Genomic DNA, 22,830 nt, shown 5'->3' with positions numbered 1-22,830 from the left:
ACAATGGTCGCAGTATGCGCTTGTGGCTGGAGCACTACCTTCTGAAAGTAGAGGTTGGCCAAGGTGTTGATTGCTGCAAGGTAGATAAGGAAGACTACCTCTTAGCCATGGAGCATCGCTCTATCCGAGATGCCGAGACTATGTATGAAAGCTATAGTCTTTATAAGAAAGAGGTGTTGTAAAGAATGACAAAAATAGAGGAAATGATGATAACTGACCTCTGTCTAAGTGGGGAAGAGTGTTTGAACGACCTAGGAAACTGTTCAAAGCAGGAGAGAAAGGTGGAAGACATTAAATTATAGTAGTTGGTGGAGGTTTAGGATGACTTATATTGATGAATTGCTCAAGGAACACTGTCACAATAGTGTAGAGTGGAAAGAATTGGGGGATGTGTGTAATGTTAATAAAGGGAAACAGTTAAACAAGACATTATTGACAGATGATGGACAGTATCCAGCTTATAATGGTGGACGGACATATTCTGGTCGAACTAATGATTATAATGTTGAAGAGAATACCATAATAATCAGTCAAGGAGGAGCATCTGCGGGATTTGTTAATTTTGTGACAACGAAATTTTGGGCAAATGCACATTGTTATTATTTGCTGCCAGATTTGAAGCTAGTTGACAATAGATATTTGTATCATTTTCTAAAAATGAAGCAATCTTATTTAATGGATTTTCAACATGGGGCGGGCATTCCGGCTTTAAAGAGTGATAAGATTACTAAGATGATTCTTCCAGTACCATCGCTAGAAAACCAAAGAAAAATCGCACAAACACTTGACAAATTCACGAAATATGTTACAGAATTGACCACAGAATTGACCGACCGCCAGAAGCAATATTCTTTTTATCGGGATAAACTCCTCTCCTTTGATGAGGAGGTTTATCAAGTCGAGTGGAGGACCTTGGGAGATGTGGCGAAATTAAAAAATGGTAAGGATTGGAAAAAATTGTCTGAAGGCTCTATTCCTGTGTATGGCAGTGGTGGGAATATGGAGGTTTATGTTGATGAGTTTTCTTATGATCAGCCTACAGTGTTAATACCAAGAAAAGGTTCTATATCTAATTTATATTACCTTGAAGAACCTTTTTGGAACGTTGATACAATCTATTACACAGAGATTGATGACAAGCAACTTATTCCAAAATATCTGTATTATTTCCTGACAACTGTAGATTTGGAAGGAATGGCTACTAATCCAACAAGGCCAAGTTTAACTCAAGCTATTATTGATAAGATTAAGTTACCTATCCCTTCACTTGATATCCAGTCTCGCATTGTCCAAGTTTTAGACAATTTTGACTCGATTTGTAGCGATCTAAAGATTGGTTTGCCCAAGGAGATCGAACTACGTCAAAAACAGTACGAATATTTTCGGGATAAACTCTTGAACTTCACCGCCGAAGGCGTGTATACTGACAGTACAGTACAGACAAGACCTGATTAGGCTCTTGAACTGGGTTTTTGGACCGATACGAATACAGTTAGGGGCGGTATCAGATGTTGTGCGTGGGAAACGTTTAGTCCGGAAGGACTTGTCTGATATGGGAGGTTATCCTGTCTATCAAAATAGTCTGACTGCATTAGGTTATTATAAAGATTGGAATACATTAGGAGATAGCACATTTATTATTAGTGCTGGTGCAGCGGGAGAAATTGGGTATAGTAACCAGAATTTTTGGAAAGCGGATGATGTGTGGACGATTGAGACGGATGTCATTAAACAGAGATTTATTTATCATACGCTACTAAATAACCAAGATAGGTTGAAAGGTCAGGTAAGAAAAGCAAGTGTTCCCAGATTATCGAAAATGAGTGTCGAAAATTTGATTATCATTCTACCATCGCAGCAAGTCCAATCCCGTATCGTCTCCATTCTTGACACTTTTGATAGCCTTACCAGCTATATTGTAGAAGGCTTGCCAAAAGAAATTGAACTGCGTCAAAAACAGTATGAATATTTTAGGGATAAATTGTTGAAGTTTAGATAAAATTTGGAGAATTAAATTTATGACATCAAGCTCATTTGAAACGTTATCTGAAGTAGCATCAAAGTTAATTGAAAGAAAAACTAAAACTCAGTTAATTTATGCGTTTAATGGTAGCGGAAAAACACGGTTATCTTTGGAAATAAAAGAACTATTAGCTATAAAATCTTCTGGCGAGGAAAATCAAGTAAGTGAATCTACTAGGCAACAGTCTAGTAATATGCAAATCATAGAATTGATGAAGAAAAAGAAATTGTTTTATTTCAATGCTTTTACTGAGGACTTGTTTACTTGGGACAATGATTTATCAGGTGATACTAATCGGGAATTAAAAATTAATAATGAATCATTGTTTGTACAGTATATTATTGATGTACAGGGAATGCACAATGATGTCATTAATACTTTTCAAAGCTACCTAGGAATTCTTCCTGTTGGGGCAGAAGGGAGGTCTTTACAAAATATTATAGAACCTATATTCGACGGTTCAAGAAGCGTTGCCTTTAGTAAAACGTATACGAAAAAGAATAATGGAAATAATGAGAGAATAACTGAAGAAAATATTAAACTTTCAAAAGGGGAGGAGACAAATTTTATTTGGAGTTTATTTTATACTTTTATTAAGGAAGTAATTACAGGGAGAAATGATAGAACTGGTGAGTTCGATAAAGTTGAGTATATCATTATTGATGATCCGGTTTCTTCTCTTGATGAGCAAAGAGTTATTGAGGTTGCAATTGATATTGCTAACTTAATTAGAGAAAGTAATTATAAACCTAGAGATAGTGAAAATCCAAACGATCAAGGAATAAAATTCATCGTAACAACACATCATCCCTTGTTTTTTAACGTGTTATTTAATGAATTAAAGAAAAAGAATGATAGAGAGGTGGAGAAAGAAAAAAATAATAATTATTCTCCAAGTATCCTAGAGCATGTTGTTAATTTTCATAATGGTTTGGACAAGTATATTTTGAAAGATACTAATGATTCTCCATTTTCGTATCATATAGAAATAGTCGAAGTCATTCAGCAATCTGTTCAAAACAATAGTATAAAAAAATACCATTTCAATTTGTTGAGAACTTTATTTGAAAAAACCTCTACATTTTTGGGGTATGGAAATTGGGAAGATTTACTGGTCCCAGATGAGGATAAGGGCTTAACTCAAAGAGATATTGATATTTATTGTAGAAAATTAAATTTATTTAGTCACAATAAGCATTCGATGGAAGAAAATTCAGAAATTCCAGAAGATGATTTAATTCATTTTAAGAATGTATTTGGGTGGTTTATTTCCAAATATAACTTTAAATCTGGATGATATAAAACTTTAAGCTTGAGAGTAATTTTATTATAAGGAGTAACTATGTCCGAATTCATTCAAACAGCCCCGATTATCGAATCCAATAATTTTATTGTCCTTGAAAAGTACACTAAAAAAGAGCAGCCTAGTCACTACCAAACGGAGGCTGAATTGGAGAGAGAATTGATTAGTGACTTACAGCAGCAGGGGTATGAATATATGAATTATATCACTACTCCTGATGCACTTTTGGGTAATCTCCGTAAGCAGATGGAAACCCTTAATCGTGTGATATTTACAGATGTGGAGTGGCAACGTTTTTTGGATGAATACCTGAATAAAGCTAGTGAGAGTCTGATTGATCGGACGCGAAAGTTGCATGATGACTATGTTTATGACTTCATCTTTGATGATGGACATATTCAAAATATCTACCTTTGGGATAAAAAGAATATTAGCCGAAATAAGGTGCAAGTCATCAATCAGATGAATCAAACAGGGACTAGCACCAATCACTATGATGTGACTATTTTGGTCAACGGTTTGCCCTTGGTGCAGATTGAACTGAAAAAGCGAGGGATAGCTATTCGTGAGGCCTTTAACCAGGTGCATCGTTACAGCAAGGAAAGTTTCAACGAAGAAAATTCCCTGTTTAAATACCTCCAGCTCTTTGTCATTTCAAATGGGACAGATAGTCGCTATTTTGCTAATACCACTAAGCGGGATAAGAACTCCTTTGATTTTACTATGAATTGGGCCTTGAAAAACAACGAACCAATTAAGGATTTGAAGGACTTTACAGCGACTTTTCTCAGCAAAACCACCCTGCTTAATGTTTTAATCCATTATTCGGTCTTTGACACCAACAATACGCTGCTCATCATGCGACCCTATCAGATTGCGGCAACTGAGCGGATCATCTGGAAAATCCGTTCTGCCATTGCCTCCAAAATCAAGAGTGGCCCTCATACAGGAGGCTACATCTGGCATACGACAGGGTCTGGTAAGACCTTGACCAGCTTCAAGGCGGCAAGGCTTGCGACGGAGATGGATGAGGTGGACAAGGTCTTTTTCGTTGTTGACCGAAAGGATTTGGATTATCAAACTATGAAGGAATACCAGCGCTTCTCGCCAGATTCAGTCAATGGTTCCAATAGTACAGTCGGTCTTAGGCGAAATATCGAAAAAGATGATGACAAGATTGTTGTGACCACTATCCAAAAACTCAATAATTTTATGAGTAGTGAGCAGCAACATGAGATTTATGACAAGCAAGTGGTTTTCATTTTTGATGAGTGTCATCGCTCGCAATTCGGTGAGGCTCAAAAACGTTTGAAAAAGAAGTTTAAGAAATATTGCCAGTTTGGTTTTACAGGGACTCCGATTAAGGTGGAGAATGCCTTTGGCTCTGAGACGACAGCTTCGGTTTTTGGAGATGAGCTTCATTCTTATGTCATTACAGATGCCATTAGGGATCAGAAAGTCTTGAAATTTATGGTGGATTATAATGATGTCCGCCCTCAATTTAAGGACTATGAAACTGAGCAGGATTTGGACAAATTGAGTGCCGCTGAAACTAAGAAAGCTCTTCTGCATCCAACACGGATTTCAGAGATTTCAAGTTATATCTTGGAGCATTTCAATCAAAAAACACACCGACAGTCAGGACACGGTTTCAATGCCATGTTTGCGGTGTCCAGTGTTGATGCGGCTAAAGCTTATTATCAGGAGCTGCAAAAGCAGCAGGAAGGTCGTGATAAACCGCTAAAAATTGCGACTATTTTCTCTTTTGTAGCCAACGAAGCACAGTCCGCTATCGGAGAAATTGATGATGAGACCTTTAACCCAACAGATTTGCCAGATCTCAGTAGCAAAGAATTTCTAAGCCGCTGTGTAGATGACTACAATAGGCTATTCCAGACTAGCTACACAATTAATGGCAATGATTTTCAAAATTATTATCGCGATTTGGCCAAGCGCGTGAAGACGCGTGAGGTGGATTTGCTGATTGTGGTGGGTATGTTCCTGACAGGTTTTGATGCGCCGACTCTCAATACTCTTTTTGTTGATAAAAACCTTCGTTATCACGGACTTATTCAGGCTTTCTCACGGACCAATCGGATTTATGATACGACCAAAACCTTCGGGAATATTGTGACTTTTCGCGATTTGGAAAAGGCAACGACTGATGCGATTAAACTTTTTGGTAAAACAGAGACAGCAGAGGTGCTGTTGGAGCGCTCTTATCATGACTATTTAAATGGCTATGTAGATGCTGGAGAGCAGAAGGAAGGCTATTTGTCGGTTGTTCAAGAGCTTCGGGAACGTTTTCCAAATCCAAGTGAAATTGTAAAAGAAAGTGATAAAAAAGCTTTTGTTGATTTGTTCGGTAAGTATTTGAAACTGGATAACATTCTTCAGAATTATGATGATTATGTGAGTTTACAGGCTTTGCAAGAGGTTGATTTTGAAAATGCAGAGGAAGTGGCAGCATTTCAGGCCAAGTATCATATGGATGATGCGACTATGGCGGACTTATCTCAGCTGACCTTGCCGACAGTACGAGAAATTCAGGACTATCGTTCTACCTACAATGACATTAGGGATTGGTATACTAACGAACGCCGAAATCAGCAAGATAGTCAGTCAAAAGTAGACTGGGATTCTGTCGTCTTTGAAGTGGAGCTGTTAAAATCTCAGGAAATCAATCTGGATTATATTTTGGAACTGATTTTTGAAACCAATAAAAAAGTTTCTGACAAAGATGTTTTGATTGAGGAAATTTCGCGTACTATTCGTGCCAGTCTTGGAAATAGAGCCAAGGAAGATCTGATTGTGGATTTTATTCACTATAGTGATTTGGATAGTTTTGCGAATAAAACCGATATCATTAAGCAATTCTTCCTCTTTGCTCAGAAGGAGCAGAAAAAAGAAGTGGAAGCGTTGATTCAGGCGGAAGGCTTACATGTAGAAAATACCAAGCGCTATATTCAGACCTCTTTGAATCATGGATATGCCAGTGAGAATGGCAATGCTCTCAATGAGGCTCTGCCTAGGATGAGTCCACTGAATCCTCAGTATCACACTAAGAAACAAATGGTATTTCAAAAGATTAGCATGCTTGTTGAAAAATTCAAGGGTATCGGTGGAGTATTGTAGTAATTATTTATCTTGAATTGACCAACTAATGGTGAAAAAGTTCTTCTAAAGATGACAACTTCCCCCTCCTTGCCCCCGTTCTCTCCCTATGCTATACTAATCCTATCCAAGTTCATCTAAGTGGATATCTTGTCTGTAAATAGAAACAAAGCAAACAGTATCACTGGCATGTTCTTGGGTAATTTATATTTTCACTTATAGTTAGATTTATCTGAGTTCCCCGCAGTATATGTGGGGGACTTTTTTGATTCAGCAGTGTATAATTTTAAGGATGTGGAGTATTTAGGGAATTTTATTCTACAGATATATAAGGAAGAGGACTAGATTTTATGACTTTAAAAAATTTGCCACGAATTTTGGTGGTTTTTCTGATTGCCTTGGTTTTGGTAGTAGGTGTGCTTTATTTGGCTCTTTTTAATGGGGATATGATTTTTGACATCACGCGCTCTTTGGGGATGTCTGAGGAGTATGCCAACAATGTAGCCATGATCATTATTGCCATTCAAGCGCTGTTTCTAACGTCCGACTGGCTGTATGGTCGGATTTTGTCTTGGCTTGAGGTAGGGAGGAAGCGAGGGGTCTTCTATCGTGGTTTGCGGATGGGGATGGAGGCTTTGTTGGCTTTTCCCAAGCGTACGAGTTTGTTTGTTTTCTATCTTTTTTTGATTGTCGGCAAGCGTGTGGGTCTGGTTTCTCAATCAGCTGCTGATTATGAGATGTTGGCGGTGTTTGTAATTGCCATAGACCGTGTGACCAAGATTTGGCCGACGGAGAGGGAAGATTTTCAACGTTTTTGGCATGGGATTAAAGCTTACTTGTCTGAAATGGATTGATGATTAAAAAGCGCCTAAAATCATTGGATTTTAGGCGTGTTTTTCGAATGAATAAATAAAGAAAGAAGAGCTAGAACTAGGAATCCAGCTCCGATGAACCAATAGGGTTGGTCTAAGGTTGTTGATCGGCCGGATAAATTAATGATGCCACGGAGGAGGAAGCCGGCAGTGAGGGTGGCGATGCCGGAGTTCCAGAGGTTGTAGCTGAGTCGTGAGAGGTTGGGTCTGACTTTCATGAGTGTCAGGAGGAGGCTGCCACCGGCTAGGGGGACAGTCCAGAGGTAGTGCATGAAGAAGGAAATTTCGCCATAGCTGAGGCTTTCGTAGATACGGCTGAAGAGTAAGAGGAATACTGTGAAGGCTAGGTAGGTGAACAGGCTTCTTCTGAATCTTTGGTTGGGATTAATAACCGATGTAGACAATGTCGCTGACCTCTCTTTCTGAGATAGTGTTTCCGTTTGTGGTGGGGTTGTTGATGACTTGGCCGTTGAAGTAGAGGGTGGAGGAGCCACCGCCGTCTAGATTGTAGGCGGTTTGGGCGCCGTATTCTTTTAGGACTTCTGCCATTTGGTAGAGGGAAAGTCCTTGGCTTTCTTCTGTGCGGCCGTCGGCGACGACGATGATGTAGTGGTTTTCGTCAATGATACCGATGGCGGAGCGGGGGTTGGAGGCCATGGCACGGCCGACTTCGGTGCTGGTGTCGACAGCGATTTGGCCATTTTCGATGAGGGCTGGTCCGAAGGCTAGGAGGTTGACGACGCCGTCGTCAACCAGTTCTTGGGCGGTAACTTCGTTTTCCTTGATGATTTTGAAGGAGCCGTCGGCATAGATGGCCAGGTCGCCGAAGTCAGCATTGTCTCGGACGGTGTCACGGTAGAGTTGACCGTTGCGGATGACGTAGCCGGATGCGTTGGCACCGTAGTAGTCGCCGTTAACGGCAAGGATGGCGTTATTATTGCTGGCGGTCTCAGAGGTCTTGGCGGTGATGTTGGTGCCATAGGTATTCTGAGCTAGGGCTGTTTTGAGGTAGTCTGCGGAGCTTACTTGAATATCGGCAACGTAGACGGTTGTGTTATTGGTGGTGATGGCTTCCAAGTTAACTTGGATGTTGTCATCTGTGTAGTTGGTGTCAGTGGTGGAGACATTGGTTGGGCTTTTGCCTGCAGATGAAGTGGTGTTGGTGGCGCTGACGCTGGTCATGGCTTGGGATAGGACAAAGGTTTTTAGCAGGGAGTAGCTGAAGCCGCCAGTCAGGAGTAGGCCGAAGATGCAGGCGTAGGCGAAGGGTTTCTTAAGCAATTTCACGACTATACGAATTCCTTTCTCTGAAAATGACGTTTTTTTGCACTGTCCAAGATAGCAGGAAGAGGAAGAAGCCCACTACAATTTTTACCATATAAAGATCCATTCCTAAAATTTGGTGGAAAAGGTAAAGAAGGGCTGTGTCCGCAAGGAAGAGGGTGAAGGCTAAGGTAAAGTAGCCAGTCCCCGTGTGGGTAAGACTGTTCCTGTTCTTAAAGACCAGCTTCTTATTGAGGCTGAAGTTGAAAATGGAGCTAGTGAGGCGAGCGATGGTATTGGCTAGCACCAGGCGGGTTGCTGTTGGCAGTGCTGTAGACATCAGGAGAATCAAGGCGTAGACCCCGTAATCAACTAGGAAGCTGCTAAGGGAGGAGAGGGCGAATTTAAAGAGATTTTTATAAATTAGCAAGCTATCCTGAATCGGCCGGAAGTGGGAGCTGGCGTTGTCATCGATGTAGATGGTTTGGATCGGAATCTCGGTAATTTTGTAACGCTGGCTTGCCTGGCTGAGCATGTTCATCTCATACTCGTAGCGCTTCCCCTCAACCTCTAGCATGAAAGGAAGCAGGTCGGTGTGGAAGGCTCGGAGGCCAGTCTGGGTATCGCTCACATTGATTCCAGTCTGCAGGTGGAACAAGACCCTGGTGAGCTTGTTGCCAAAACGGCTGCGTAGCGGGATGTCCTTGGTGAACTGGCGAACACCCAAGATAAGGCGGTTAGGCAGGTTCATGGCTGCGCGTGCTAGGCGATCGATGTCTTGCACAGCATGCTGTCCATCCGCATCTGCGGTTACCACGATCCCTGCTTGTTCAGAGGATTGAAGATATTGGAAGCCCGTTCGTAAGGCTTGCCCTTTTCCTTGATTCCTCTCATGGTGCAAGACAGTAGCGTAGGATTTGGCAGCCTCGATGATTTCTGCGGACTTTCCCGTGCTGCCATCGTCCACGACGATAGCTTGACAGTCCAAGCGCTGTTTCATAACGGTTAATAATTGAATTAGTTTCTCATCTGGTTGATAGGCTGGGATCACTACATAATACATATCGCTTACCTCGTTTTTTCTTCTTGCGTTTAAGAATACGGGACTTTTCTGAAAGCAATCTGAAAATAAGCGAAATGACGAATTGGGTTAAGGGTTGATTAAGAAAAAGTTGAGACAGGGTCTATTTCTAAAGTTTCCTGCAAAAAAATACACCTGAGGTGTTAGATTTTATACCTAATACCTCAGGTGTGAGTTGAATGATGATAGATAAAGTATTGAGGTATGTGCTGTTATTCACATCCGATTCCATCACCATCACGGTCTAAATGTCTTCCGTAACCGGGTTGACCGCTATAGACAGGTGCTGCTCCGGCTGCTCTAGCAGCGCTACAGTTAGGGTAGTAGCTGCTGGCAGTTTCTTGTTGAGCAGCCAGTTGTGCTTGTCTTTCTGCTTCTTGTTGAGCGGCCAGTTGTGCTTGTCTTTCTGCTTCTTGTTGAGCGGCCAGTTGTGCTTGTCTTTCCGCTTCTTGTTGAGCGGCCAGTTGTGCTTGTCTCTCCGCTTCTTGTTGAGCAGCTAGTTGTGCTTCCTTTTCCGCGGCTTCTTTGGCAGCTTGTTCTGCTTGTTGTTTTTCTTTTGCTTTTTTCTGTGCTTCTTCTGCTTTTTGTTTTTCTGATATTTCTTTTTTCTGGATTTGGTTAGCAACGGTATCAATTCGTTTTTGGAGAGTAGATTTTGTCGTTGTATTGTCGAGTTTATCTACTGCTTGTTGAGCAGCTTGAAGGTTTTCATGGGTTTGCTCTTGTTCTAAATGATTGACTAGTTTTTCTGCCTCTGTTGGTTGTTTTTCTTTGTTAGTGCTTGTTTTAGTGCTAGAAGTGGAAGTTGTGCTAGAGCTACTGATCGTTGCTTGGCTAGTAGTGGTTTCTGGCTTAGGATTGGTGTAGCCAATTAAGAGGGCGGACCAAATAGTGGTACCAATAGTTACTCTACGAAATAGTTTATTGGGTTCACGTTTGCTGAAATACCAGATACCCACGGCGGATATGAGAAAGATGAGAGTTAGAATAGTTTTCATGAATATGGCTCCTTTATATAAAATGAATGCGTTTACAATTTGATTTCATTTTAGCAAAAAAATGAAAGTCTGCCAATGGGATTATGGGAAGAGACTTAACAAAAAGTGGTTTTTTTAACACGTTTTCGCGAATGGTATTTCGAGTGTAATCGGTTGCGTCAGATATGCGATGAGTGGGCTGATTCTCTCAAAAATTTGATCCGTATGATTGCATGTTTGGTTTTTAAACGATAAATCAAACAAAATATGTTGATTTATGTTGTTTTTAGGTGTAGAATGTAAACAAAAAGGAGGGAACTGGATAGTAGGCGAATCATAATAGGTTTCTTGGAGGAGAGGCTTATGGGTTTTAGAAGGATGAGGAGAGAAGGATGATTATTACAGTGACACTCAACCCATCGATAGATGTGGCTTACCAGTTAGATACTTTACATGTGGATGCTGTCAATCGGGTACAGGATGTTCGAAAGACAGCGGGTGGTAAGGGCTTAAATGTGACTCGTGTTTTGAAGCAGTTCGGTGATCCAGTGCTTTCGACGGGTTTTCTTGGAGGAGGCTTGGGACAGGTCTTAGCTCAAGAATTAGACCGACAAGGGGTTGCTCATTCTTTTCAAGAGATTGCAGGGGAAACACGTAATTGTGTAGCAATTTTGCACCAAGGTCAGCAGACAGAGATTTTGGAGCAGGGGCCTGAAATTTTGGCGGAGGAATCCCGGGCTTTTAAAGAGCATTTTAAGGGACTCCTAGATCAGGCGGATTGGGTGGTTTTTTCGGGTAGTTTGCCGAAAGGTTTGCCAGTGGACTACTATGTATCTCTCATTCAGCTATGTCAAGAGGCAGGGGTTGGTGTGATTTTGGATACATCGGGAGCTTCTTTGGAGGCTGTTTTGGATAGTTCTTACCGCCCTAGTCTCATTAAACCCAATTTGGATGAGTTGACGCAGTTGGTGGGGCGTGAGGTTCATTCGGACCTTGATGATTTGAAAGCTATTTTAGCTGGGGATCGTTTTTCTGGGATTGACTGGATTGTAGTTTCTCTTGGCGCCGCAGGCGCTTTTGCCAAACATGGAGATCGTTATTATCGGGTGAAAATTCCGAAGATTTCTGTTGTGAATCCTGTTGGGTCAGGGGATGCGACGGTGGCAGGTCTAGCTTCTGGTCTGTTACATGGTTTAGAGGATGGAGAAATGCTGAAGCGTGGGAATCTCTTGGGAATGTTGAATGCACAAGAGGAAGCGACAGGCTTTGTGAATTTGGACAAGGCTGCAGATTTGCTCGAGCAGATTGAAGTGGAAGAGGTGTGAGATGGGATTGAAAAAATTGACCACTGAGGCTGGTTTGATTTCAGCCTTGGCTTTTGACCAACGGGGAGCTTTAAAGAAGATGCTGGCTCAACACCAGGAGGTGGAGCCGACTGCACAGCAAATGGAAACGTTGAAGCGTTTAGTGTCTGAGGAGTTGACACCTTATGCGTCGTCCATTCTACTGGATCCGGAATTTGGTTTGCCAGCAGCTCAGGTACGGGTGGAGTCTGCGGGTCTTTTGTTGGCTTATGAAAAAACGGGCTATGATGCGACTTCTACGAGTCGCTTGCCGGATTGCTTAGAAGATTGGTCTGTTTTGCGGCTCAAGGAAGCGGGAGCGGATGCTGTGAAATTCTTGCTTTATTATGATGTGGATGGGGATCCACAGGTGAATCAACAGAAACAGGCCTATGTGGAACGTTTGGGTTCAGAATGTCGAGCTGAGGGGCTTCCCTTCTTCTTGGAGATTGTGTCTTATGATGAGCAGTTGGCAGATACCACGAGTCTGGAGTATGCTCGGCTTAAGCCGCATAAGGTGAATCAGGCGATGGAGGTGTTCTCAGATTCACGATTTGGTGTAGCTGTGCTCAAGGTAGAGGTACCGGTCAATATGAATTTTGTGGAGGGCTTTGCGACAGGGGAAGTAGCCTATAGTCGGGAAGAAGCAGCTGCATATTTCCGTGAGCAAGACGCCGCAACGGACTTACCGTATATTTACCTCAGTGCAGGTGTATCTGCCAAACTTTTCCAGGACACTCTGGTGTTCGCAGCAGAAGCAGGTGCCCATTTTAATGGTGTTCTATGTGGTCGAGCTACCTGGGCTGGAGTGGTTCCTGTCTATGTGCAAGAAGGAGAAGAGGCTGCGCGTACTTGGTTACAGACAGTTGGCCGGGAGAATCTGGAAAGTCTGAATCGTGTATTAGCTGAAACAGCTACACCAGTGTAGGTTAAGCTAACGTAAAATCAGATGTCCGCAACATTTCAAACCAATCATGAAGAAGCAGTGCAGAGGATAGAGTTTGCGAAGCAAATGACCATTGTTGGTAATTTCCCCTAATCTGCCTGAATCAACTGTGAGGGTCTGGGAAGAGATGGTTTTAGCTTATAGTTTGAAATAGGAATGTGGAACGAACAAGATTGTTTGGAAGAGTTTTTTCTCCCTCCTAACAGGTATGGAGGATTTACTGAATAGGGTCGATACAGTCTGTTATGTACGCAATTCTTCCGTTTTTCGAAGAGGTTTAACAAAGTTACATCTTGAAATGTGATGGATATAAAAAAGAAAGGGTTTACATAATCCTGAGTAATATGCTATAACGAACTTAATAGTATGAATAGGGTGGATTGTAACTAATTCGATTAGGCAAGACTACAGATGAATCAGAGGACAGGGGTTCTCGGTTTGTTTGTAGTCTTTTTCTTTTTCTGAAATTAGAAAGGAGGAATTATGTATCGCATCCTACAGAGTCTGAATAATAATGCGGCTTTGGTTAAAAATGAAAGGGGAGAGCAGGCTGTTGTCATGGGATTGGGGATTGCCTTTCAAAAAAGAAAAGGAGATCTTCTAGGTTCTGAAAAGGTAGAGACAGTTTTTTCTCTTCACAATGAAGAAGCTAAGGAAAATTTCCTAACCCTGCTTCGGGATATCCCTTTGGATTTTATTACCGTTAGCTATTCGGTCATCAACTACTTGGTGGAACATTACGACTATCCGGTTCAGGAATATTTGTATGTGACCCTTACAGACCATATGCGTTGTTCTTATCAAGCAATTTTAAAGGGAGCTTACCAAGAAAGTCGCCTACCGGATATGTCCAATCAATACCCTGTTGAATACCAAATGGCTGAGGAAGCCCTATTGCTTTTTCGCCAAAAGCTGTCGGAGGATTTTCCCCAGGACGAAGTAGGGAGGATTGCCCTTCATCTCATAAATGCCAAGGGTGAAACCCTGCCGGATCGTCAACAGGAGCAGGAATTAAGTAAGCTTCTTATGGAAAAGGTAGAAAAGGTTTTGCAAGAATATGGGATTCGTAGGCAAAGTCGCAATGGCAATTTTTATGACCGTTTTATGCTTCATCTTTCATATTTCCTTAGTAATCTAGGGAGGGAGGAGGAAGGGCATTTGGCTTTAGAGGAATTAGATAAATCTCTTCGCCAGAGCAATCCCAAGGCTTATGAAATCGGGAGCCAGATTTTCGCCTTGATTCAAGAGGTGATGGGGCAAACAATTCCGAATACGGAACGGTTTTACTTGGTTTTACATATTCAACGATTATTGTAAAAGAGGAGGTTGAGTGATGAATCGTGAAGAAAGTACTTTGTTAGGATTTGAAATTGTAGCTTATGCGGGAGATGCACGTTCTCGTCTTTTAGAGGCTTTGAATGCGGCGCAAAGTGGCGACTATGAGCGGGCGGAGACATTAGTGGAAGAAGCTAGTGAGTGCATTGTGCAAGCCCATCAAGCTCAAACCAGCCTTTTGCAAAAAGAGGCCGCGGGGGAGAGCTTGGCTTATAGTGTGACCTTGATGCATGGACAGGATCATCTGATGACAACTTTGTTATTGAAGGATTTGATGAAACATCTGATTGCGTTGTATAAGAGGGGGTAAGGTATGAATCACTTGATTGCGTGGATTGAAAAAGGAAAGCCTTTCTTTGAGAAGGTTTCTCGGAATCCTTATTTGAGAGCTATTCGGGATGGTTTTATTGCTGCCATGCCAGTTATTCTTTTCTCCAGTATTTTTTTATTAGTCGCTTTTGTTCCGAATATCTTTGGATTTACTTGGTCTGAGGAGATGGTGGCAGCCATTATGAAACCCTATGGCTATACGATGGGAATTGTGGCGATGCTGGTTGCTGGAACGACAGCAAAATCTTTGACGGATGCTTTTAACCGGGATTTGCCGAAAACGAATCAAATTAATTTTCTATCAACCATGATGGCTTCGATTTCTGGCTTCTTGCTTTTAGCGGCAGATAGTTTGGATGGAGGTTTCGCCAATGGTTATATGGGGACGAAGGGCTTGTTGACGGCATTTTTAGCCGCTTTTATAACCGTCAATCTTTACCGAGTCTGTGTGAAACATCATGTAACCATCCCTATGCCACAAGAAGTTCCTCCGAATGTTTCCCAAGCTTTTAAGGATATTTTCCCTTATGCGGCTTCTATTTTTGTCCTCTATGGTTTAGATCTTATGAGTCGTCAGATGGTTGGAACCAGTGTAGCCGCTGCGATTTTGAAAGCTTTTGAACCGTTATTTACAGCAGCAGATGGTTATCTAGGGATTACCTTAATCTTTGGAGCTTATGCCCTGTTTTGGTTTGTCGGGATTCATGGTCCTTCCATTGTAGAACCCGCCATTGCAGCTATTACATATGCCAATGTAGAAGCTAACTTTCAACTTCTGCAGGCTGGTCAACATGCGGACAAGGTTTTGACTTCAGGAACTCAGATGTTTATTGTAACCATGGGCGGTACTGGGGCGACCTTGGTAGTTCCATTCATGTTTATGTGGCTTACCAAGTCTAAGCGGAATCGGGCTATCGGTCGTGCGTCGGTAATCCCAACCTTCTTTGGGGTTAATGAACCGATTTTATTTGGTGCTCCAATCGTGCTCAATCCTGTTTTTTTCCTTCCCTTTGTTTTGGCTCCAATTGTGAATGTCTGGATCTTTAAATTTTTTGTGGACAGTCTCAAAATGAATTCCTTCAGTGTTAACCTGCCTTGGACAACACCTGGTCCACTGGGAATTATTATGGGAACGAACTTTGCTCCTCTAGCCTTTTTGCTGGCGCTTCTTTTGGTCGTAGTGGACACAGCTCTTTACTATCCTTTCCTTAAGGTCTATGACCAACAGATTTTAGCAGAGGAGGCAGCGGGTCAGCCAGAGTCCGTTTTGAACCAAAAGGAAGAAAAATCAATTCAAGTAGAAGTGACCGAGGAAACCAATGTTTTGGTTCTTTGTGCGGGGGGTGGAACCAGCGGTCTTTTGGCCAATGCGCTCACCAAGGCAGCTCAAGAATATGGAGTGCCTGTAGCAGCAGCAGCGGGCAGCTATGGGGCTCACCGGGATATTTTACCGGAGTATGATTTGGTGATATTAGCACCGCAGGTCGCTTCGAATTACGAGGATATCAGGCAGGAAACTGATGCATTAGGAATCCGCTTGGCTAAGACCGAAGGAGCGGAGTATATTAAGTTGACTAGAGATGGACAAGGAGCTTTGGACTTTGTCCGGAAGCAGTTGCAGTAAGGGAGGTGTTTTATGAGGAGACAGTTGCCACCCGGTTTTATCTTGGGAGGAGCGACAGCAGCTTACCAAGCTGAGGGAGCGACGTGTGTGGATGGTAAGGGAGCAGTAGCTTGGGACCAATTTTTAGCGGACAATTATTGGTTTAAAGCGGATCCAGCTTCTGATTTTTATCACAAATACCCTGTTGACTTGGCTTTGTGTAAGGAATTTGGAATTCAGGCCATTCGGATTTCGATTGCGTGGTCACGTATTTTTCCTCAGGGCTATGGAGAGTTGAATGCGAAAGGTGTAGAATTTTATCATCGTTTGTTTAAGGAATGTCGTCGGCATGGAGTGGAGCCTTTTGTAACATTGCATCATTTCGATACTCCAGAAGTTTTACATAGTGCGGGTGATTTCTTGAATCGAGAAACCATTGATCATTTTGTAAATTATGCAGATTTTTGCTTTCAAGAATTTTCAGAAGTCACTTATTGGACTACTTTTAATGAAATTGGACCGATTGGGGATGGGCAATATTTGAATGGAAAATTTCCACCAGGTATCCAGTATGACCTCGCGAAGGTGTTCCAATCTCACCATAATATGATGGTTGCTCACGCTAGAGCAGTCCTACTTTATAAGCAGGCAGGTTATGCAGGACAGATTGGTGTGGTTCATGCTCTGCCTACTAAATACCCCTATGATCCAAGTAGCCCCGCCGACATCCGAGCCGCCGAACTGGAAGACATTATTCATAATCAATTTATTTTGGATGCGACTTATCTAGGTCATTATTCTTCTGAGACCTGGGCTGGAGTGCAGGAACTACTGAAAATTCACGGTGGACAATTGGATCTCCGTCCGACTGATTTTGAAGCTCTGGAAGCAGCTAAGGATTTAAATGATTTCCTTGGAATTAATTACTATATGAGTGATTGGATGCAGGCTTATGATGGAGAAACAGAAATTATTCATAATGGCACAGGCGAAAAAGGAACCTCTTCCTACCAGATTCAGGGAGTTGGTCGTCGCTTGGCACCGGCATCGATCCCTAAAACCGATTGGGATTGGATTATCTATCCAAAGGGACTTTATGATCAGATTATGCGCGTGACGAAGAATTATCCAAATTATAAAAAAATCTACATCACTGAAAATGGCTTGGGCTACAAAGATCAATTCGTGCAGAATACTGTCCAGGATGCCTATCGGATTGACTACATCCGCCAACATTTAGCCGCTCTTGTAGATGCTATCAAGGATGGAGCTCAAGTTGAAGGCTATTTCCTCTGGTCTTTAATGGACGTTTTTTCTTGGTCTAATGGTTATGAGAAACGCTATGGTCTTTTCTATGTAGACTTTGAAACTCAGAAACGCTATCCTAAACAAAGTGCCTACTGGTATCAAAAACTATCTAAGGATAGGTGGATAGACTAAAACAAAAGCAGAAGTTCGAAGGTTAGAGAGAAGAACTTCTGCTTTTTTGGAGTAAACGTTGGACTTTAATCTGAGATTATCAAAGAAGTTAGCTTTTGTTTCTGGATTTTTTGTAAATTCATGATGCAGGTCATCTATAAGGGTGATGTCTTTGGTATTAGCCCGATAGTGTTGAAGAATACGAATATCCATGTTAGGAACTTTGTGGGATTGAGATTGCTTCCATTGGAAATGATTTGTACTAGCCTTTTATGCTGACTAGGGTACAAGATGAACCCTAGTAGTATGGTGGAAAGTGGGAGATCTTTTCTTATAGAGTGTTCCGCGTGAAACTTTTTTGAATAGCATGTGGTGTTGGACACATAGTGTCCAACCTTTTTTGTAAAATTACTATAGATATATTAGTTAATCCACAGATGGTGAAATGACTGATTAATAGTTTAAAGGTGAGATTTAATGAATGATCAAGAAAGACTCTTATTAATTTTTTTAAGATTGCAATCGGGAGCTCACTTGTCGAAAATACAGTTGGCAGAAGAATATGGGGTTAGTCCTAAAACAATACAGAGAGATTTTGCCTTGTTGGCTGAGATTTTGGACAGACAAACGATGATTGCAGCTGAATTGGTTTACGACCCTGGAAATCATACACGTCATTTCAAAGGAAGAGCCTTGTTTAATAAAAAAGATGCTTTATTTATTTCTAAAGTGTTGCTTGAAAATCGAGCTCTTAATCAAGATGAAAACCAGAGAGTTTTAGAAAATCTTCTTCAACTTCTAACAAAGGAAGAACGGAGGGCCATTAAGCAGGTTATTGCCTCAGAATTATTAAATTACGCACCAATAACGGATCCTCAAGCTCGAATTGATAAAATATGGGCATGGAGTGAGTTCATTCGATCGGAGCAAGTTCTTGATATTGTTTACCAATCTCCCTATCAAGTCAAGAAAGAAATGACAGTTTTACCTGTTTCGATTTTTTATGACACTCGTTATTTTTATGTAGTAGCTTTTCATTTGAACTATGAAAACTATATTACTCTTAAGTTAGATCGAATCTCAACTTGGCTCCCTTCATCTGAGAAAAAACCTACGATTCCCTATGGAAAAAAATTTAGGGATGGAGATGTTCGAAATTATCGTGTCGATTCATTTATTGGACCAACTATCTATGTTCGAATTTTATTTGCCTTTGATCCCACTATTGTCCTAGACAAATTTCCAGATGCTGAAGTTATTGCAAATTATGATGGGGAGGTGGAAATTGAATTTAAAACACAGTATACACCTGGCTTGAAACGCTGGTTATTAAGCCAAGGAGCGGCGTTGAAAGTTTTACAACCAGAATATTTAGTTAATGATATGGAAGAATCTTTGAAACGAATGCTTGAAAGATATAGGAAAATCGGGGGGGGGGGGTAAAATTTTTAGCCTTGAGTTGAAAAGAGTTGTATTATTGAAAGGAGGTGAAAAATATGCAAGAATGGATTGTTGTAGATCAGTTTGGAAATGTACTTCATCAGGGTCTATATGATAGATCAGCAGCAGAAATGATTGCTCAATCAATTCCGAATGCTCGAGTTGAGATGAAAAAATAGTGTCTGAATGATAGTATACAAAATGAAAGACCGATAGTTTCGATTATGAAAACTATCGGTCTTTTATTTCCAAATTTAATAGGTGACTAAGATTTACTTTCTGTTGTAAATTTGGGAGTATTTATTTGCATTGCTCCTTAGTTATGACCATCAATGAAGTCTGCAATTAGCTTTTCAATCTCTTCTGTCATATGGAGAATGTGTTTACTAGTCCATGTGCCCTCTTTTTCTGTGATTTTTGCCATCCACTGCATTTTCAAACTTTGACGATCAAAAATATTTTCCCATTCTCGATATTTTGAAGTTGGGGAGAGATTGCTGAATTTTGAATTTTGGCTGTCAGTTATTAATGCTAAATTTCCGATTGAATGTAGAATGTTGTCAGGTAGGGTAGACTGTTTTAAATCTTCATTCGGATGTTGAGGATACCAATGTTCGATAGAGCGGCGATAGGTAAATCTAAAGCGATGGGATTCAAAAAAATGTTCTTTCAAGAACTCCCGTTGTGTCCAAAGTATATAGTCGATGAAGTTTAATGCAAAGACTGGCAGTCCTAGGTCATAGGATTTAATTTTTTTTGAGCTATCGTCTGTGAATATGCGTGTTTTTGCATAGTTTATCGCTAATGTTTCCAATTTTTCTAGGAACAGTGAGGCAAATTCGGATTTATTTAGATTTTCAATTTCTTGGTAAAGGAAAAACATGATATCGTAAAGCCATCGACTGTCACGATTGGATGGAAAGGTGACGGCAAACATGGCCTGTACCTGAAGAATTTTTCGATTCATAGGATTTGGAAAGGTATTGTTAGAGAAGTGAGCTTCAACATAGTATTCACTTCCTCTACCTCTCTTTTGATATTCATAGTAAGTCGATTTTTGTAAAAACCAATCATCTTTTCTTCGATTACTTCCTTCTTCATTTGCATTTCGAATAATGAAATGATCGAAGATATGACGTAGTTGGAGAAGAACGATTGAAAATTGACGTACCCAGATAGCATCTTTGTTTTCTATTTGAAAGAGCTTAAGTAACTTTTTGTCATCCAATTGTATTTCTGAAGGATCCGTGTTTTCAAAAATTCCTAATGCATAGATTAGTAAGATTTCAAAGGGAATCAAAGTACGATAGGATTCACTTGAATGGTAGGTTATCTCTGGGGTCTCTAATCTGCTCTCTGGTTCATTCAGAACTGTTAATAGAGATTGTTTGTGATAGTCTTCAGAGGTGATATGTTTATAAGGATTATGAAGTGGGTAGTGGTCGAAGCTCCAATTAAAAATAGCTTCTCTTTCCTGGAATGCTTCTTTTCTTTTTGTACGCATTTTAAATGCAGTCGTCACTGGAGACTCCATGTTTGCACAAGCTTCCCAAATCTTTGCAAATTTTGAAGCATCTACTTGATCTAGTTTGGACATCATTTGGGCCTTTATGATTTCATGTGCTTCAAGTTGTTCTCCTCTGGAGTTAAATCTCTCAAAATAGAGATTCAACTCCAGACTTTCAGGAAGTGTGGTTTGAAATAAAATAACATGGGATAGAAGATATTCCACGAAGTCGGATGTTACTTCAAGTTTTTGGAGAGCAGTTTTGGCATTGAGATAGCCTTGGCCAATTTCATCAAGTTCACTTGGCATTTGTTTATTCAATAATTGTTGAAGTGTTGTGTTGGATTTTTTTCTGGCAGAAAAAGTAATGGGGATTTGAGTTAATAAGGGATAGTTAAATTCGTTTTGGAGAACTAATGCAATCAGAGTTAAAGCTGTGCTTCTCTGTTGTCCATCAATGATGTTAAATTGGGAATCAATCACCAAGGTTCCAATGTAATAATTTTTCTTTTTTTCTCTTCGTGCATCATCAATGTCGAGGATTAGTTGCTCGATTTCGTTATAAGTCCAGGAGAAATTGCGTTGGTATAGTGGAATATTATAGCTGTGGGAATATAGATTTTGAATAGTGATTTTTTGATGATTGTTTTGCATTATAAAATTTCCTTTAGAAGAGTTTGAAGTGTGTGATTTTCAAATTGCTCACGATTTAATTTCTGTAAAAAATCATTAGGTGTTTGTGATTGTTGAATCAACTGAAAAACTTTTTGGACGTTTTTTTGTTGGAAAGACCCACCAGCTGCGTATTTGGCAATTGTAGAATCTAGGACTCTTTTTGCAGTTCTGGGATAGAAGGCCCAAATAGTGAACGTATCAATGATTTCAGTTGTCAATTCGGTAGGGCCAAACCGATCGATAAATATGGCTATAATGTTAAATAATAGATTTTTATTTCGTTGAAATTTTCCGTTATTTTGACGGATAAGGAGCAGGCTATCGTTTGAAACTTTTTCGGAAATAAGTTTTTCCAGATGAATAAAGTGTTGATGTGAAGCTTCAATATATTTGAAAAATTGTTCCCCATTAATGATTGGCATGATTAGAGATTGAGGGAAGTCCAAGTTTTGTTCGGCTAGTAATTTATAGATCGTTAGATATGGATAGGAATGTTGCTCTTTGAGAGAAACTCCTTTGAAGTCATTTAAAGAGTCTTCAGTGAAACGGAGCTGTGTTTGGCGCTTTTTTGAATTAAATCCAGTTTCTCCGTTAACCCAATGTCTTAATCTGAATAGATGTTTATCGAAAAGATCTTTAAGGTTTAAAGAGGTGTCGTTCACTAATTCTTCCCATTTGCTAATTAGGGCTTCTGTTTGTCTCTCACTAGGGATACTTCGTAGATGGTAGGCCTTAAGGAGATCGTGGGGCTCCAGAGGTTTCCCTCTATTGTTTTGAGAATCAAAAAGTTGAAATGCTTCTGACAAATGGTCATCTGGCAGCTCAATGACGGAAAGGTAACAAGAATTAATTAGATAATCAATAATCTGGTTATGAGTGATTGAATCAATTTCCGATAATAACTGCACCCATTCTTCATGGTTCTCCTTGGCATGAATGAGGGAAGTGGAAATGTGTTCTTGCTTTAAAATATTTTGTGCGCCTGGATATAGATTTAATAATTTTTGTGTATGTAGGAGCAATGAGATGGAAATTAGTCGTTGTTGTCCATCAACAATCTCCAGTTTCCCTTGATGCTGATGAAGGATAAGAGAACCAAGGTGATAAGGTCCAGAAACACGTGTAGGATCTTCAATTAGTTCTTTTATGTCATAAAAGAGATTTCTAATTTGTTTACGTGTCCACTTATATGGACGTTGGTAGTTTGGGATATGGAGTTGACTGTTTCCGAGTATCTGAGCTATGGTCATTGCAGTAAAATTCATTATAGTTTTCCTTATTCTAAAAAGTTAAAAGTCCTCTAAGCTAAGTTTTCCGCTCTCGATATCCTCCTGTAGTTGCTGTACGAGTCTTTTGGTGATATTTTGCCTATCATATATATTTCTCACTTCCTGTGTAATATCAATGGAAATTATTTCTCCGTCATCTTCCACATCTAAAAGTAGTTGTGTTTTTTATAAATGAGCGATTTCCCATTTCCTTTTCCGTGTTGGGTGACTGAAAAACCATCTTTTTTTATATATCCTTAGAACGTTTGCTAAGGTTCCTTGAGCTTCAAACTGCTCTCTAGGGATGTGTCTCATACCTATTATTTTCATC

The 22,830-nt window shown here is 40.5% G+C and carries 20 protein-coding genes; 14 read left to right on the top strand and 6 right to left on the bottom strand.

The annotated features are described in order from the left end of the window. The first annotated feature begins 14 nt into the window (after nucleotides 1–14). The 6 genes from ACXM1Q_RS02340 to ACXM1Q_RS02315 all read left to right on the top strand — a co-directional run bounded on the left by ACXM1Q_RS02340 (nucleotide 15) and on the right by ACXM1Q_RS02315 (nucleotide 7,294). The gene (locus ACXM1Q_RS02340) at nucleotides 15–182 is read left to right on the top strand and encodes a hypothetical protein (RefSeq protein WP_458515796.1); all 168 of its coding nucleotides are present in this window, start codon (nucleotides 15–17) and stop codon (nucleotides 180–182) included. 139 nt (nucleotides 183–321) lie between these two features. Beyond that, nucleotides 322–1,455: a restriction endonuclease subunit S gene (locus ACXM1Q_RS02335; protein ID WP_458515794.1), complete on the top strand. Its 1,134-nt coding sequence runs from the start codon at nucleotides 322–324 to the stop codon at nucleotides 1,453–1,455. 58 nt (nucleotides 1,456–1,513) lie between these two features. Continuing rightward, nucleotides 1,514–1,999 (top strand): restriction endonuclease subunit S, encoded by a 486-nt coding sequence (locus ACXM1Q_RS02330; protein ID WP_458515792.1) that lies wholly within the window; start codon nucleotides 1,514–1,516, stop codon nucleotides 1,997–1,999. Between the two features lie 19 nt (nucleotides 2,000–2,018). Next, nucleotides 2,019–3,320, top strand: coding sequence for an anticodon nuclease (locus tag ACXM1Q_RS02325; RefSeq protein WP_458515790.1), 1,302 nt, complete (start codon nucleotides 2,019–2,021; stop codon nucleotides 3,318–3,320). Nucleotides 3,321–3,365: 45 nt separating this feature from the next. Continuing rightward, nucleotides 3,366–6,461 carry a type I restriction endonuclease subunit R gene (locus ACXM1Q_RS02320; RefSeq protein ID WP_458515788.1) on the top strand — a complete coding sequence of 1,032 codons (3,096 nt, stop codon included), beginning with the start codon at nucleotides 3,366–3,368 and terminating at the stop codon, nucleotides 6,459–6,461. 329 nt (nucleotides 6,462–6,790) lie between these two features. Further along, nucleotides 6,791–7,294, top strand: coding sequence for a hypothetical protein (locus ACXM1Q_RS02315; protein ID WP_458515786.1), 504 nt, complete (start codon nucleotides 6,791–6,793; stop codon nucleotides 7,292–7,294). Between the two features lie 20 nt (nucleotides 7,295–7,314). Here ACXM1Q_RS02315 and ACXM1Q_RS02310 read toward each other — a convergent pair whose 3' ends face one another. The 4 genes from ACXM1Q_RS02310 to ACXM1Q_RS02295 form a co-directional block, all read right to left on the bottom strand. Beyond that, a complete protein-coding gene (locus ACXM1Q_RS02310) occupies nucleotides 7,315–7,716 on the bottom strand; it encodes a hypothetical protein (RefSeq protein WP_458515784.1) in 402 nt (133 codons plus the stop codon). Then, the gene (locus tag ACXM1Q_RS02305; protein ID WP_458515782.1) at nucleotides 7,697–8,599 is read right to left on the bottom strand and encodes a phosphodiester glycosidase family protein; all 903 of its coding nucleotides are present in this window, start codon (nucleotides 8,597–8,599) and stop codon (nucleotides 7,697–7,699) included. The genes ACXM1Q_RS02310 and ACXM1Q_RS02305 overlap by 20 nt, the downstream gene beginning before the upstream one ends. After that, nucleotides 8,586–9,638: a glycosyltransferase gene (locus ACXM1Q_RS02300; protein ID WP_458515780.1), complete on the bottom strand. Its 1,053-nt coding sequence runs from the start codon at nucleotides 9,636–9,638 to the stop codon at nucleotides 8,586–8,588. The genes ACXM1Q_RS02305 and ACXM1Q_RS02300 overlap by 14 nt, the downstream gene beginning before the upstream one ends. A gap of 230 nt (nucleotides 9,639–9,868) precedes the next feature. Continuing rightward, a complete protein-coding gene (locus ACXM1Q_RS02295; protein ID WP_458515778.1) occupies nucleotides 9,869–10,654 on the bottom strand; it encodes an excalibur calcium-binding domain-containing protein in 786 nt (261 codons plus the stop codon). Nucleotides 10,655–11,025: 371 nt separating this feature from the next. Here ACXM1Q_RS02295 and ACXM1Q_RS02290 point away from each other — a divergent pair, with 371 nt between their 5' ends. From ACXM1Q_RS02290 to ACXM1Q_RS02255, 8 genes are all read left to right on the top strand, one after another. Continuing rightward, on the top strand, nucleotides 11,026–11,958 hold the full coding sequence (locus ACXM1Q_RS02290) for a tagatose-6-phosphate kinase (RefSeq protein ID WP_458515776.1): 933 nt from the start codon (nucleotides 11,026–11,028) through the stop codon (nucleotides 11,956–11,958). Between the two features lies 1 nt (nucleotide 11,959). Then, nucleotides 11,960–12,904 (top strand): tagatose-bisphosphate aldolase, encoded by a 945-nt coding sequence (lacD, locus tag ACXM1Q_RS02285; RefSeq protein ID WP_458515774.1) that lies wholly within the window; start codon nucleotides 11,960–11,962, stop codon nucleotides 12,902–12,904. Between the two features lie 501 nt (nucleotides 12,905–13,405). Next, nucleotides 13,406–14,239 carry a PRD domain-containing protein gene (locus ACXM1Q_RS02280; RefSeq protein ID WP_458515772.1) on the top strand — a complete coding sequence of 278 codons (834 nt, stop codon included), beginning with the start codon at nucleotides 13,406–13,408 and terminating at the stop codon, nucleotides 14,237–14,239. Nucleotides 14,240–14,255: 16 nt separating this feature from the next. Beyond that, nucleotides 14,256–14,567 carry a PTS lactose/cellobiose transporter subunit IIA gene (locus tag ACXM1Q_RS02275; RefSeq protein ID WP_458515770.1) on the top strand — a complete coding sequence of 104 codons (312 nt, stop codon included), beginning with the start codon at nucleotides 14,256–14,258 and terminating at the stop codon, nucleotides 14,565–14,567. Nucleotides 14,568–14,570: 3 nt separating this feature from the next. Next, nucleotides 14,571–16,211, top strand: a complete 1,641-nt coding sequence (locus ACXM1Q_RS02270) for a lactose-specific PTS transporter subunit EIIC (protein WP_458515768.1) — start codon at nucleotides 14,571–14,573, stop codon at nucleotides 16,209–16,211. Nucleotides 16,212–16,223: 12 nt separating this feature from the next. Then, entirely contained in the window at nucleotides 16,224–17,630 is a 1,407-nt protein-coding gene (gene lacG / locus ACXM1Q_RS02265; RefSeq protein ID WP_458515766.1) for a 6-phospho-beta-galactosidase, read from the top strand. A 456-nt stretch (nucleotides 17,631–18,086) separates the two neighbouring features. Further along, entirely contained in the window at nucleotides 18,087–19,052 is a 966-nt protein-coding gene (locus tag ACXM1Q_RS02260) for a helix-turn-helix transcriptional regulator (protein WP_458515764.1), read from the top strand. 53 nt (nucleotides 19,053–19,105) lie between these two features. Next, nucleotides 19,106–19,228 carry a hypothetical protein gene (locus tag ACXM1Q_RS02255; protein WP_458515762.1) on the top strand — a complete coding sequence of 41 codons (123 nt, stop codon included), beginning with the start codon at nucleotides 19,106–19,108 and terminating at the stop codon, nucleotides 19,226–19,228. 137 nt (nucleotides 19,229–19,365) lie between these two features. Here the strand turns inward: ACXM1Q_RS02255 and ACXM1Q_RS02250 are convergent, their stop codons facing one another. Next, nucleotides 19,366–21,210: a GmrSD restriction endonuclease domain-containing protein gene (locus ACXM1Q_RS02250; protein WP_458515760.1), complete on the bottom strand. Its 1,845-nt coding sequence runs from the start codon at nucleotides 21,208–21,210 to the stop codon at nucleotides 19,366–19,368. Further along, the gene (locus ACXM1Q_RS02245; protein WP_458515758.1) at nucleotides 21,210–22,496 is read right to left on the bottom strand and encodes a DUF262 domain-containing protein; all 1,287 of its coding nucleotides are present in this window, start codon (nucleotides 22,494–22,496) and stop codon (nucleotides 21,210–21,212) included. Before ACXM1Q_RS02245 ends, ACXM1Q_RS02250 begins: the two co-directional genes overlap by 1 nt. Nucleotides 22,497–22,830: the final 334 nt, after the last annotated feature.

Source organism: Streptococcus sp. 10F2 (genome assembly GCF_054331515.2).
This window is presented reverse-complemented; position numbering and strand designations above follow the sequence as displayed.

Bases quoted from the DNA above. Each gene is read 5' to 3' on its own strand.
- ACXM1Q_RS02300 (WP_458515780.1), bottom strand. From the start codon at position 9,638: ATGTATTATGTAGTGATCCCAGCCTATCAACCAGATGAGAAACTAATT.
- ACXM1Q_RS02260 (WP_458515764.1), top strand. From the start codon at position 18,087: ATGAATGATCAAGAAAGACTCTTATTAATTTTTTTAAGATTGCAATCG.
- ACXM1Q_RS02340 (WP_458515796.1), top strand. From the start codon at position 15: ATGCGCTTGTGGCTGGAGCACTACCTTCTGAAAGTAGAGGTTGGCCAA.
- ACXM1Q_RS02275 (WP_458515770.1), top strand. From the start codon at position 14,256: ATGAATCGTGAAGAAAGTACTTTGTTAGGATTTGAAATTGTAGCTTAT.
- ACXM1Q_RS02245 (WP_458515758.1), bottom strand. From the start codon at position 22,496: ATGAATTTTACTGCAATGACCATAGCTCAGATACTCGGAAACAGTCAA.
- ACXM1Q_RS02255 (WP_458515762.1), top strand. From the start codon at position 19,106: ATGCAAGAATGGATTGTTGTAGATCAGTTTGGAAATGTACTTCATCAG.
- lacG (WP_458515766.1), top strand. From the start codon at position 16,224: ATGAGGAGACAGTTGCCACCCGGTTTTATCTTGGGAGGAGCGACAGCA.
- ACXM1Q_RS02325 (WP_458515790.1), top strand. From the start codon at position 2,019: ATGACATCAAGCTCATTTGAAACGTTATCTGAAGTAGCATCAAAGTTA.
- ACXM1Q_RS02290 (WP_458515776.1), top strand. From the start codon at position 11,026: ATGATTATTACAGTGACACTCAACCCATCGATAGATGTGGCTTACCAG.
- ACXM1Q_RS02250 (WP_458515760.1), bottom strand. From the start codon at position 21,210: ATGCAAAACAATCATCAAAAAATCACTATTCAAAATCTATATTCCCAC.
- lacD (WP_458515774.1), top strand. From the start codon at position 11,960: ATGGGATTGAAAAAATTGACCACTGAGGCTGGTTTGATTTCAGCCTTG.
- ACXM1Q_RS02295 (WP_458515778.1), bottom strand. From the start codon at position 10,654: ATGAAAACTATTCTAACTCTCATCTTTCTCATATCCGCCGTGGGTATC.
- ACXM1Q_RS02335 (WP_458515794.1), top strand. From the start codon at position 322: ATGACTTATATTGATGAATTGCTCAAGGAACACTGTCACAATAGTGTA.
- ACXM1Q_RS02270 (WP_458515768.1), top strand. From the start codon at position 14,571: ATGAATCACTTGATTGCGTGGATTGAAAAAGGAAAGCCTTTCTTTGAG.
- ACXM1Q_RS02315 (WP_458515786.1), top strand. From the start codon at position 6,791: ATGACTTTAAAAAATTTGCCACGAATTTTGGTGGTTTTTCTGATTGCC.
- ACXM1Q_RS02280 (WP_458515772.1), top strand. From the start codon at position 13,406: ATGTATCGCATCCTACAGAGTCTGAATAATAATGCGGCTTTGGTTAAA.
- ACXM1Q_RS02320 (WP_458515788.1), top strand. From the start codon at position 3,366: ATGTCCGAATTCATTCAAACAGCCCCGATTATCGAATCCAATAATTTT.